We start from the raw sequence: 12,365 nt of genomic DNA on the forward strand, positions 1-12,365 counted from the left end.
GCGGCACAAGGCCGCTCCTACAGACGATGTAGGAGCGGCCTTGTGCCGCGAAAGGGCTGCAAAACAGCCCCTCTATACAAATCTCAGGCCTTCTCGCACATCCCCGCCAACGCCTTCACCCACTCCGGGTGCTCATTCAAGCACGGCACCAGCACCAACTCCCTGCCGCCCGCCTCGATGAACTGCTCGCTGCCGCGCATGCCGATCTCCTCCAGCGTCTCGATGCAGTCGGCAACGAACGCCGGGCACATCACCAGCAGCTTCTTCACTCCAGCCTTGCCTAACTCGTCCAGCCGCGTTTCGGTATAGGGCTCGATCCATTTGGCCCGCCCCAGGCGCGACTGGAACGACACCGACCACTTGCCCTCGGGGATACCCATCTTCACCGCGAACGCCCGTGCCGTGGCCAGGCACTGGCCGCGATAGCACACCGCGCGCATCTCGGCGCTGGCGTCCTTGCAGCAGTCGGCGGCCTGGAAGTCGTGCTGGCCGGTGGGGTCGAGCTTCTTCAGGTGCCGCTCGGGCAAGCCATGGAAGCTCAGCAGCAGGTGATCGTAGCCCTGCTCCAGGTAGGGCCGGGCACTGGCAGCCAACGCCTCGATGTAGTCGGGGTGCTCGTAGAATGGCTGCAAGATGCGGGTTTGCAGGGGCAGCTTGCGTTCGGCGATGGTCTGCCTGGCCAACTCGACCACCGTGGTCACCGTGCTGTCGGCGAACTGTGGATAAAGCGGCGCCAGGGTCACCTTGCGCACGCCTTGGGCTGCCAGGCGCTCCAACACCTCGGGCAGCGCCGGCTGGCCATAGCGCATGGCGATTTCCACTGGGCCATGGGGCCAGTGGGCCGTCATCGCCTGTTGCAAGCGCCGGGTCAGCACCACCAGCGGCGAGCCCTCGTCCCACCAGATCGACGCGTAGGCGTGGGCCGATTGCTCCGGGCGCTTGATCAGGATCAGCGACACCAGCAGCCGACGCACCGGCCAGGGCAGGTCGATCACGTATGGGTCCATCAGGAACTGGTTGAGATAACGGCGCACATCGGCCACCGAAGTTGAAGCCGGCGAACCCAGGTTGACCAGCAGCAGGGCATGATCGGTCATGCAGCGTCCTATGTCAGAGGCGGCTGGACAGGTCGTCCAGGGCCGATTGCAGATCGTTGAAGCGGAACGTGAAGCCCGCCGCCAGCAAGCGTACCGGCCGGGCACGCTGGCCACCGAGCAACAGCGTCGACAGCTCGCCGAGCCCGGCCTTGAGCAGCAACGCCGGCACCGGCATGAACGCCGGACGGTGCAGGGCGCGGCCCAGGCACTTGGCGAATGCGCGGTTGCGCACCGGCTCTGGCGCGCAGGCATTATAAGGACCGCTGGCGTCGTTATGCTGCACAAGAAAATCAATCAAGGCGATCTGGTCGTCTATATGGATCCATGGCATCCACTGCCGACCATCGCCCAACGGCCCGCCCAGGCCCAGTTTGTACGGCAGGCGCAGGCGCGACAAAAAGCCGCCATCGGCGGCCAGCACCAGCCCCGTGCGCACCAGCACCACACGAAGGCCAAGGGCCTGGGCGCGTTGCGCGGTTTCTTCCCAGGCGATGCACAGCTGGCTGGCGAAGTCCTCCTTCACCGGCGACGAGGCTTCGCTCAGCTCACGTTCGCCGCCATCGCCATACCAGCCCACCGCAGAGCCCGACACCAACACCTGCGGCCGTTGCTCGCGGCTTGCCAGCCAGGCCAGCAGCTGCTCGGTCAGGGTCACCCGGCTGGCCCACAACAAGGTGCGTCGGGCCGCCGTCCAGGGCCGGTCGGCAATCGGCGCACCGGCCAGGTTGATCACCGCATCCACCCGGTCATCGCTGGCGATTTCCTCAAGCCGGGCGACCCCGCGAACATCGCGGCCACAGATTTTCGCCACCTCCCCGGGGCGGCGGCTCCATACGCTCAGGCGATGCCCCTGTCCCTGCCACAGCTGGCAGAGGTGTTGGCCGATCAGGCCGGTACCGCCGGTCAGCAATATATGCATGGCTGTGTCCTCACACTTGGCGGCCGTGGTCTATTTTTAAGATCAAGGCACTTTTTTGACCGAACGCTCTCGGATAAACATAGGCCAACCTGTCCTAATCGAGCGGAATAACCTTATACAAAGATTGTGCATTGTACAGGTTTGCCTGGCAGCGTAGGCTGCATACAGCTAGGTTCGAAGAGGCCATCATGACAGTACCTATTGCCATCATCGGTGCCGGTATCGCCGGCCTGTCCGCCGCCCAGGCCCTGCAAAAGGCCGGGCAGACCGTCCACCTGTTCGACAAGGGCCATGGCAGCGGCGGCCGCATGGCCAGCAAGCGCAGCGATGCCGGCGCGCTGGATCTCGGCGCCCAGTACTTCACCGCCCGCGACCGGCGCTTCGTCGAGCAGGTGCACCACTGGGTAGACGCCGGCTGGGCGGCGCAGTGGAAGCCCCAGCTGTACAACTACCGCGATGGCGAGCTGACCCCATCCCCCGACGAGCAGGTGCGCTGGGTCGGCGTGCCGCGCATGAGCGCCATCACCCGCGGCCTGCTCAAGGATGTCACGGTCAACTTCGGCTGCCGTATCGCCGAAGTGTTTCGCGGCAAGCAATACTGGCACCTGCAGGACACCGAGGGATGCAGCCATGGGCCGTTCAGCCGCGTGGTGATCGCCGTGCCCGCCCCCCAGGCCACACCGCTGCTGGCCGCCGCGCCGAAGCTCGCCGCGGTCGCCGCCGGCGTGCAGATGGAACCGACCTGGGCCATCGCCCTGGGCTTTCAGACCCCGCTCGACACCCCCATGCAAGGCTGCTTCGTGCAGGACAATCCACTCGACTGGCTGGCACGCAACCGCAGCAAGCCGGGGCGTGACGAACAGCTCGATACCTGGGTGCTGCATGCCACCTCCAGCTGGAGCAAGCACCATATCGACCTGCCCAAGGAAGAGGTGATCGAACAGTTGTGGGGCGAGTTCGCCGAACTGGTCGGCTGCGTGGTGCCAGCCCCCACGTTCGCCCTCGCCCACCGCTGGCTGTACGCACGCCCGGCGGGCAACCACGAATGGGGCACACTGGCCGATGCCGACCTGGGCCTGTATGCCTGTGGCGACTGGTGCCTGTCCGGTCGGGTCGAAGGGGCGTGGCTCAGCGGCCAGGAGGCGGCAAGGCGCCTGTTGGCGCATCTGGAATAGCGCGTCAGCAGACTTATACAAAAAAGTTGCTTTGTATAAGTTTGCATTTGTGCTGGAATTGACTTGTACAACCTGTGCAATTTGTACAAGTCACTTCGGAGACAGCGATGAACGCGCCCTCGCTCGCCCACAAGCCACGCCTGGCCATCAGCGCCTGCCTGACCGGCCAACCGGTGCGCTACAACGCCGGCCACAAAGCCTCCAACCTGTGCCTCGAGCTGCTTGGCCAGCACTTCGACTGGGTGGCGCTATGCCCGGAGGTGGCGATCGGCCTGGGCACCCCGCGCGAACCGATTCGTCTGGTGGGCGCCCCCGAGCACCCTGCCGTGGTCGGCACGCGCAATGGCGGCACCGACCTGGCCGGGCCATTGCGCGCCTACGCCGAGCAGATCGCCGAGGAAGTCGACGACATCTGCGGCTACATCTTCATGCAGAAATCGCCGTCCTGTGGCCTGGAACGGGTCAAGGTCTACCAGGACGACGGCCGCCCTGCCCAGCAGGGCGGTCGTGGCGCCTACGCGGCGGCATTCTGCGCACGCCGCCCGGAACTACCGGTCGAGGAAGAAGGCCGCCTGCACGACCCGGTCCTGCGGGAAAACTTCATCGCCCGGGTCTACGCCTACGCCGACTGGCAGCAGCAGCTGGGCCAGGGCCTGAGCCGCGGCGCGCTGATCGCTTTCCACTCGCGCTACAAATACCTGCTGATGGCCCACAACCCTGAAGCCTACCGCCGCCTGGGCCGTTTACTCGGCAGCCTGCGCCGCGACGACGATCCGGAGCTGGTCGGCCCGCGCTACTTCAGCCAACTGATGCAGGCCCTGCGCCGCTGCGCCAGTCGCGGCACCCACGGCAATGTGCTGCAGCACCTGAGCGGCTACCTGCGCAACGACCTTGGCCAGGCGGACAAGGCGGAGCTGCAGCAGATCATCGGCCAGTACCAGCAGGGCGTGGTGCCCTTGGTGGTTCCTCTGACCCTGCTGCGCCACCACCTGCGCAAGCACCCTGACCCGTACCTGTTGCAACAGGTCTACCTACAACCTCACCCCCTCGAACTGGGACTGCGCAATGCCATCTGACCCCCTGTTGCCCATTGGCGAGGTCGCCCGCCTGACGGGGGTCAACCCCGTCACCCTGCGCGCCTGGGAACGCCGCTACGGGCTGATCAAGCCGCAGCGCACGGCCAAGGGCCATCGGCTTTATCCACAGGACCAGGTACAGCGGGTCCAGGACGTGTTGCGCTGGCTGGACCGCGGCGCTGCGGTGAGCCAGGTACGCGAACTGCTTGACCATGCCGCCGAAGCGCCAGCGCCGATCCAGGGGGAATGGGGCGCGCGCATCGAACAGCTGATCGACGCCGTCGCCCGTCTGGCCCAACGCCCGCTGGACCAGTTGCTGAACCAGGCAATGGCGCTATATCCGGCGGTGACCGTCTGCGAGCGCCTGCTCCTGCCCCTGCTCGATGCCTTGCACCTGCGCTGGCAGACCCACTTCGATGCCCGCCTGGAGCAGGTGTTCTTCCATACCTGGCTACGCAGCAAGCTGGGCGCGAGGGTGTACCACGACAACCACTCCCTGGCCGGGCCCTGCGTACTGCTTGCCCGCACCGACGATACGCTCTTCGCTGCCGAGTTCTGGCTCAGCGCCTGGCTGCTGAGCAGCAGTGGCCAGGCACTGGAGATCCTCGAGTGGGCGGTGGAACCACGCCAGTTACGCCACGCCATCGAGCAATTGCAACCCCGCGCCCTGGTGCTGCACCTGGGGCGCCACCCGGACCTGGCCGGGCTCACCCGTGCCTTGCACGACGTCACCGGCCCCAAGCTCCTGGGTGGCGCCGCGGTCCTTATCCATGAGACCACGCTCAAGGCCATGGCCCTGCCCGGCCTGCAGCTGTTCGATACACCAGCGGCCGCGCTGCGCGCGCTCCAGCAATCATGACCGTTCACAAGGCGCTCTCTGCATGCAACTGATCTGGCTGCGCAACGACTTGCGCATCGACGACAACACCGCCCTGGCAGCCGCCTGCCAACGTGGGCCGACCCTGGCCCTGTGGGTCGCCAGCCCCGGTCAGTGGCAAGCCCACGACGATGCGCCCTGCAAGGTCGACTTCTGGCTGCGCAACCTGCGCCAACTGCGCCAAGCCCTCGAAGCACTGAACATTCCGCTGCTGATCCGCAGCACCGACACCTGGGCGACGGTGCCGCAGTGCGTGCTGGCGGTCTGCCGGGAGCACAATGTGCAAACCGTGCACTGGAACGACGAATACGGCCTCAACGAAGCCCGCCGCGACCAGGCTACCCGGCAACTCCTGCGCCAAGCGGGCGTCGATGCCATTGGCCACCTCGACCAGTTGCTGTTCCAACCGGGCAGCATCCTCACCCGCAGCGGCCACTACTTCCAGGTGTTCAGCCAGTTCAAGCGCGTCTGCCTGGAGCACCTGCACCGTGACGTGCCGGCCTTGGCCCGGCCTGTGCGCCGGCAGGCGGCGATGGCGATCGCCAGCGACCCGATTCCCCAGCATATCGACGGTTTCGAAGCCCCCAGCGAGGCGCTGCGTCGGCACTGGCCAGCCGGCGAAGACGAAGCGCGGCAACGTTTGACACGCTTCGTCGACGAACGCATCGAAGACTACCAGCACTGGCGCGACCTGCCGGCCAAGGCCGGCACCAGCCAGCTGTCGCCCTACCTGGCGGCGGGCGTGCTCTCCCCGCGTCAATGCCTGCATGGCGCATTGGCCGGCAACCGCGGCGAGTTCGACAGCGGCAACGTCGGCGTGCAGACCTGGGTCAACGAACTGCTCTGGCGCGAGTTCTACAAGCACGTGCTGGTGGGCTACCCGCGCGTTTCGCGACATCGCGCCTTCCGCCCGCAGACCGAAGCCCTGCCCTGGCGCACTGCACCCGACGACCTGCAAGCCTGGCAGCAAGGCCGTACCGGCTTTGCCATCATCGATGCGGCCATGCGCCAATTGCTGCACACCGGCTGGATGCACAACCGCCTGCGCATGATCGTTGCCATGTTCCTCAGCAAGAACCTGCTGATCGACTGGCGCCACGGCGAGCGGCATTTCATGCGCCATCTGATAGACGGCGACCTCGCCGCCAACAACGGTGGCTGGCAGTGGAGCGCGTCGACCGGCACCGACGCGGTGCCCTATTTCAGGATCTTCAACCCGATCACCCAGTCGCAGCGCTTCGACCCGCAGGGGCGTTTCATCCGTCATTGGCTACCTGAGTTGCAGGCGCTGGACGATAAATCGATTCACTACCCCGTGAAATCTGCCGATCTATTTGCTACTAATAATTACTCGAACCCAATAGTCGATCTCGAAAGCAGTCGTCAGCGGGCATTGGCGGCCTTCAAGGGCTTGTCCGGCTGGCAGGATCAGGGGGCCTTGCCTTGAGTACAAAACGCAGTTTCTGGGTTACAGGCGCCAGCCAGGGATTGGGCTTGGCCATGGTGGAACAGTTGCTCGATCAAGGACATCAAGTTGCCGCCAGTGGCAGGGATAGCCAGGAGCTCGACGCCTTGGGCAAACGCCACGGGGCCAGTTTGCTGCGTCTGCCCGGTCTGTTGACCGAGGCCAGCCAGGCCGCTGCCATCGACCAGCAGCTACTGGACAAGTGGGGGGCACTCGACGGCCTGATCATCAACGCCGGTGCCTGCGACTACCTGCCGGACGACACCACGCTTGGCAACCTGTTCGAGAGGATCGTGCAAAGCAACATGAGCGCCACAGAAAGCGCGCTCAACTGCGCCCTGTCGGCGCTGAGGAAAGGTAAGCAGCCGCAGGTGATGGTGATCTTCAACCGTTACTCGGCCTTGCAATTATATAACCCGACCCAGCCGCCCAGCGGCGTCAACAGCCTACCCCAAGGGGTGCGCGAGCAACGCCAGCCGTTGCTGGACCGAGGCATCGACCTGACCGTGGTGGCGCCGCCGGCACTGAGTGTATCGTTGCCACCTGAAGCCTGGACCGCGCAGAGCGCCGCGGCAGTGCTGATTGCAGAGCTGGAGCAGCGCGACCCCGAACTGATGCTCGAGGCCCTGGGCATGAACAACCTGTGGCCGTTGCCGGAACATGTGCGCTAACCAAGCGCCGCGATGGATGGCACCGGCCATGCCGGTGTTCGCCGGCAAAGCCGGCTCCTACAGCGTTATCCCGGCCACCCCCGCCCCGTAGGAGCCAGCCTTGCTGGCGAACCAGGCGCCGCGGCACACGGCACCGGCCATGCCGGTCCCTACAGGGGGAAACGCTGCACACTGGCGGTACTTGTCCACAGCAGCGGCAACACCCGCTGCAAACCATCGGGATCGGCACTGCTCCAGAACTCGGTAGCCCGCGCCGGCCCCTCGGCCAGCAGCTCGCGCGCGACCAGCAAACGCTGCAGTTGCCGCGCCACGGCCGCGCCGGTGTCGATGATCGCAAGCTCAGCGGGCACCATCTCGGCCAGCAGCGGACGCAGGAAGGGGTAATGGGTGCAGCCAAGGATCAAGGTATCGCAACCGGCCGCCAACAAGGGTTGTACATAGCCCAGCAGCAATTGGCGCAGTTGCGCACTGCTCAGGTCTCCCGCCTCGATACGCTCGACCAACCCAGGGCAAGGCTGGGTAACCACCCGCACATCGCTGGCGAAACGGTCGAGCAAGGCGGCGAACTTGGCGCTTTGCAGCGTGCCGGTGGTGGCCAGCACGCCCACCACGCCGGAACGGGTCGCCGCCGCCGCCGGCTTGACCGCAGGCTCCATCCCCACCAACGGCCAATCCGCATACAGCTCGCGCAGGTCGGCCACCGCCGCCACGGTCGCCGTGTTGCAGGCCAGGACCATGGCCTTGGCGCCCTGCGCCTGGAAGAACCCAGCGATATGGCGCAGGCGTTGGCGGATATAGTCCGGTGATTTCTCACCATAGGGCACATGGCCGCTATCGGCGACGTACAGCAGCGATTCGTTGGGCAGCAAGCGCTGGATCTCGGCGAGCACCGACAAGCCGCCGACCCCCGAGTCCATCACACCCACCGGCGCCGAACGCTCAGCCATGGCGGTTGGCGCACACGGCGCAGGCGGGGTCGCGCTTGACCCGCAGTTCGCGCATGCGCGTGCTCAGCGCATCGATCAGCAGCAAGCGCCCCACCAGTGGCTCGCCGAAGCCTGCCAGCAGCTTCAACGCCTCGAGGGCCTGAAGGCTGCCCACCAGGCCGACCAACGGGCCGATGACCCCAGCTTCGCTGCAGGTCAGCTCGGCCTCGCTACCATGGCCGTACAGGCAGTGGTAGCAAGGGCTACTGTCGCGACGGGTGTCGAACACCGACAACTGCCCCTCGAGGCGGATCGCCGCGCCGCTGACCAGCGGCTTGCCGGCCGCCACGCAAGCGGCGTTGACCGACTCGCGGGTGGCGAAGTTGTCGGAGCAATCCAGCACCACATCGACCGCCGCCACGGCAGCGGCCAGCGAATCCTCGTCGAGCGCCCGACGATGGGCAACCAGGGCAATCTCTGGGTTGATCGCCAGCAGGCGCTTGATCGCAGAGTCGACCTTGCTCATGCCAACGCTGTCGCTGTCATGGATCACCTGGCGCTGCAGGTTGGTCAGGTCAACGGTGTCGAAGTCGGCCAGGTGCAAGGTGCCGACACCCGCGGCAGCCAGGTACAGCGCCACCGGCGAGCCGAGCCCGCCGAGGCCGATCACCAGGGCCTTGCCGTGTTTCAGGCGCAACTGGCCGTCGATATCCACCTGCGACAGCAGGATCTGACGGCTGTAGCGCAGCAGCTCCTGGTCGCTCAGCATGGCAGGCGCCCCAGGCTGATACGCTCATGGCCACCCAGGTCGACCCGGCTGGCGACCTCGCCGAAACCGGCCGCGACCAGCAACGCGCGTACGGCAGGAGCCTGGTCGTAACCATGCTCGAGCAGCAACCAGCCACCGGGCACCAGGTGCGCAGGGGCCTGGGCGACGATCACCCGCAGGTCGGCCAGGCCGTCCTCGCCGGCCACCAGGGCACTGCTCGGTTCGAAACGCACATCGCCGGCCACCAGGTGCGGATCGGCGGCACGGATATAAGGCGGGTTGCTGAGAATCAGCTCGAAGCGCTCATCGACCAAGGCCTCGAACCAGTGGCTGCGGCGCACCTGGACATTGCCCAGGCCCAGGCGCTGGCGATTGCGCTCGGCCAGGGCCACGGCCTCGTCGACACGGTCGACGGCGCTGACCTGCCAGGCCGGGCACTCATTGGCCAAGGCCAGGGCGATGGCCCCGGTGCCGGTGCCCAGGTCGAGCACCCGGGCCGGCGTGCCGGGCAGCAGCTCGAGCGCGGCCTCCACCAGCAGCTCGGTATCGGGGCGTGGGATCAGGGTATGCGGCGCCACTTCCAGGTCGAGCTTCCAGAACCCTTGCTGGCCGAGGATATAGGCCACCGGCTCACCGCCGCGACGGCGTTCGAGGTAACCGGCAAAGGTCTCGGCCGCTTCGCTGCTGACGATCCGCTCGGGCCAGGTGTGCAAGTAGCTGCGCGACTTGCCCAGGGCCGCGGCCAGGAGCAGTTCGGCGTCCAACCGCGCGGTTGGCGACTCCGGCAACTGCGCGTTACGCAGCAGGCTGGCGATGATGGTCATCTCAGTCTCCCAGGGCGGCCAGCTGATCGGCCTGGTATTCAGCCAGCAGTGGCTCGATCACGGCCTCCACGCCCCCGGCGAGGATATCGTCCAGGGAGTAGAGGGTGAGGTTGATACGGTGGTCGGTAACCCGGCCCTGTGGATAGTTGTAGGTGCGAATGCGTTCGGAACGGTCGCCCGAGCCCACCAGCAGCTTGCGCTCGCTGGCGATGGCGCTCTGCGCGGCGCTGGTCTGCATGTCGTTGAGCTTGGCCGACAGCCAGGACATGGCGCGGGCACGGTTCTTGTGCTGCGAGCGCTCTTCCTGGCACTCGACCACGATACCGGTGGGCAAGTGGGTGATGCGGATGGCCGAGTCGGTCTTGTTGACATGCTGGCCGCCGGCACCGGAAGCGCGGTAGGTGTCTACCCGCAGGTCGGCCGGGTTGATCTCGATCGCCACCTGCTCGTCGGGCTCGGGCAGCACCGCCACGGTGCACGCCGAGGTGTGGATACGGCCCTGGGATTCGGTCTCGGGCACCCGCTGCACACGGTGCGCGCCGGACTCGAACTTGAGCTTGCCATAGACGCTATCACCCTCGACGCGGGCGATGATTTCCTTGTAGCCGCCGTGCTCGCCCTCGTTCTCGGAGAGGATTTCCAGGCGCCAGCCGCGTTTCTCGGCATAGCGCGAGTACATGCGGAACAGGTCGCCGGAGAAGATCGCCGCCTCGTCGCCGCCGGTGCCAGCGCGGATTTCCAGGAACACGTTGCGCCCGTCGTTGGGGTCCTTGGGCAACAGCATGCGCTGCAACTGCGACTCCAGGCCAACCAGTCGCTCCTTGGCTTCGCGCACTTCCTCGACGGCCATCTCGCGCAGGTCGGGGTCGGCGTCCTTGAGCAGCGCCTGGGCGCCCTCGAGGTCGTCCTGCACCTTGCGCCACTCTTGATAGGCGCCGATCACCGGCTCGACTTCGGCGTACTCGCGCGAGTAGGCGCGAAAGCGCGTCTGGTCGGAAATGACTTCGGCGTCACCAAGCAGCGCGGTGAGTTCCTCGAAGCGGTCCTGGAGGGTGTCCAGTTTATTCAGCAGCGACGCTTTCATTGCGGGGATTTATCCGTCGAGCCCTCGTCGAGGGCAAAGAGTTCCTGGGCCATGGCCAGCGCATCGAGGCGGCCTTCGGCGGAGAGCTTTTTCAGTTGCACGCTGGGCGCATGCAGGAGTTTGTTGGTCAGGCCCCGGGCCAGTTGCAGCAGCACGTCCTCGGGGTTGCCACCGTTGGCCAGCAAACGCTGGGCCTTTTGCAGCTCTTCGTCGCGCAGGCGCTCGCTCTGTTGGCGGTAGGCCCTGAGCACGTCCACCGCGGCCAGCTCGCGCAGGCGCACCATGAAGTCGTCGGCACCGGCCGAAACCAGCTCTTCGGCAGCCTGGGCCGCGCCCTGACGGCTCTTGAGGTTTTCCGCGACCACTTCGTGCAAGTCGTCGACGGTATACAGGTAGACGTCGTCCAGCTCGCCGACCTGCGGCTCGATATCCCGTGGCACGGCGATATCGACCATGAAGATCGGCTTGTGCCGGCGCTGTTTCAGGGCGCTTTCCACCGCGCCTTTGCCGAGGATCGGCAACTGGCTGGCGGTGGAGCTGATGACGATGTCGCTGTTGACCAGCTCTTGCGGGATATCGGACAACAGCACGGCGTGGGCGCCGAACTGTTCGGCCAGGATGCTGGCGCGCTCGAGGGTGCGGTTGGCCACGACGATGCGGCGCACGCCCTGCTCGTGCAGGTGGCGGGCGACCAGGGTGATGGTCTCGCCGGCGCCGATCAACAGGGCTTGGCTGCGGCCCAGGTCGGAGAAGATCTGCTTGGCCAGGCTGACTGCGGCGAAAGCCACCGACACTGGGTTCTCGCCGATCGCGGTGTCGGTGCGCACCTGCTTGGCGGCGCTGAAGGTGGCCTGGAACAGGCGCCCTAGCAGCGGACCGACGGTGCCGGCCTCGCGAGCCACCGCATAGGCCGACTTCATCTGGCCGAGGATCTGCGGCTCGCCGAGCACCAGCGAGTCGAGGCCGGAGGCCACGCGCATCATGTGCTTGACGGCGTCGTGGTCCTCATGGACGTAGGCGCTGGCGCGCAGTTCGTCGAGGCTCAGCTGGTGGTAGTCGGCCAGCCATTGCAGCACGGTGTCGGCGGCGAGGTGGTCCTGCTCGATATAGAGTTCACTGCGGTTGCAGGTCGACAGGATCGCCGCCTCGCGGCTGGCGGTCAGTCGGCACAGCTGCTGCAGGGCGTCGACCAGCTGTTCTGGAGTAAACGCCACGCGCTCGCGTACGTCTACCGAGGCAGTCTTATGGTTGATACCAAGTGCAAGAAAGGCCATGCAAGGTCGCTGATAGGGACGTGAAGCCGGTAATTGTCCTACTTCGCAGGTTCCAGAACAACCACCGTTCGCTATTGTGCTGATGAGGCCAGGCTATCGACCGCCCCGCGCGCGCGCATACTCGCATCTCTATCGGCTTGCGCCTTTGCCTTTGCCTTTGCCTTTGCCTTTGCTGATCAAGAGGCTAACGCCAAACCTTGCGAGCGAT

At 66.0% G+C, this 12,365-nt stretch carries 12 protein-coding genes; 5 read left to right on the forward strand and 7 right to left on the reverse strand.

Annotated features, from left to right (window positions below; all coding sequences use genetic code 11):
- Positions 1-83: 83 nt before the first annotated feature.
- Together hemH and E3U47_RS06005 are read right to left on the reverse strand one after the other, a co-directional pair.
- Entirely contained in the window at positions 84-1,097 is a 1,014-nt protein-coding gene (hemH, locus tag E3U47_RS06000; protein WP_134690081.1) for a ferrochelatase, read from the reverse strand.
- Between the two features lie 13 nt (positions 1,098-1,110).
- A complete protein-coding gene (locus tag E3U47_RS06005) occupies positions 1,111-2,016 on the reverse strand; it encodes a TIGR01777 family oxidoreductase (RefSeq protein WP_134690082.1) in 906 nt (301 codons plus the stop codon).
- 188 nt (positions 2,017-2,204) lie between these two features.
- Between E3U47_RS06005 and E3U47_RS06010 the strand changes: the two genes are divergently transcribed.
- From E3U47_RS06010 to E3U47_RS06030, 5 genes are all read left to right on the forward strand, one after another.
- The gene (locus tag E3U47_RS06010) at positions 2,205-3,191 is read left to right on the forward strand and encodes an NAD(P)/FAD-dependent oxidoreductase (RefSeq protein WP_134690083.1); all 987 of its coding nucleotides are present in this window, start codon (positions 2,205-2,207) and stop codon (positions 3,189-3,191) included.
- 107 nt (positions 3,192-3,298) lie between these two features.
- Positions 3,299-4,267, forward strand: a complete 969-nt coding sequence (locus E3U47_RS06015) for a DUF523 and DUF1722 domain-containing protein (RefSeq protein WP_134690084.1) — start codon at positions 3,299-3,301, stop codon at positions 4,265-4,267.
- Positions 4,257-5,126: a MerR family transcriptional regulator gene (locus E3U47_RS06020; protein WP_256660228.1), complete on the forward strand. Its 870-nt coding sequence runs from the start codon at positions 4,257-4,259 to the stop codon at positions 5,124-5,126. Before E3U47_RS06015 ends, E3U47_RS06020 begins: the two co-directional genes overlap by 11 nt.
- Before the next feature lie 22 nt (positions 5,127-5,148).
- Positions 5,149-6,591, forward strand: coding sequence for a deoxyribodipyrimidine photo-lyase (gene phrB, locus E3U47_RS06025; RefSeq protein WP_134690085.1), 1,443 nt, complete (start codon positions 5,149-5,151; stop codon positions 6,589-6,591).
- The gene (locus E3U47_RS06030) at positions 6,588-7,280 is read left to right on the forward strand and encodes an SDR family oxidoreductase (protein ID WP_134690086.1); all 693 of its coding nucleotides are present in this window, start codon (positions 6,588-6,590) and stop codon (positions 7,278-7,280) included. Before phrB ends, E3U47_RS06030 begins: the two co-directional genes overlap by 4 nt.
- 149 nt (positions 7,281-7,429) lie before the next feature.
- Here the strand turns inward: E3U47_RS06030 and murI are convergent, their stop codons facing one another.
- From murI to hemA, 5 genes are read right to left on the reverse strand one after another with little or no spacing between them, the layout of a single operon-like run.
- Positions 7,430-8,227, reverse strand: a complete 798-nt coding sequence (murI, locus tag E3U47_RS06035; RefSeq protein ID WP_134690087.1) for a glutamate racemase — start codon at positions 8,225-8,227, stop codon at positions 7,430-7,432.
- Positions 8,220-8,975 (reverse strand): molybdopterin-synthase adenylyltransferase MoeB, encoded by a 756-nt coding sequence (locus E3U47_RS06040; protein ID WP_134690088.1) that lies wholly within the window; start codon positions 8,973-8,975, stop codon positions 8,220-8,222. Before E3U47_RS06040 ends, murI begins: the two co-directional genes overlap by 8 nt.
- Entirely contained in the window at positions 8,969-9,799 is an 831-nt protein-coding gene (gene prmC, locus E3U47_RS06045; RefSeq protein ID WP_134690089.1) for a peptide chain release factor N(5)-glutamine methyltransferase, read from the reverse strand. The genes E3U47_RS06040 and prmC overlap by 7 nt, the downstream gene beginning before the upstream one ends.
- A gap of 1 nt (position 9,800) precedes the next feature.
- Positions 9,801-10,883, reverse strand: a complete 1,083-nt coding sequence (prfA, locus tag E3U47_RS06050) for a peptide chain release factor 1 (protein WP_134690090.1) — start codon at positions 10,881-10,883, stop codon at positions 9,801-9,803.
- Complete coding sequence (gene hemA, locus E3U47_RS06055) at positions 10,880-12,157, reverse strand: glutamyl-tRNA reductase (RefSeq protein ID WP_134690091.1); 1,278 nt, start codon at positions 12,155-12,157, stop codon at positions 10,880-10,882. Before hemA ends, prfA begins: the two co-directional genes overlap by 4 nt.
- Positions 12,158-12,365: the final 208 nt, after the last annotated feature.

The organism is Pseudomonas sp. RIT623 (assembly GCF_004519305.1).
Classification (GTDB): Bacteria; Pseudomonadota; Gammaproteobacteria; order Pseudomonadales; family Pseudomonadaceae; genus Aquipseudomonas.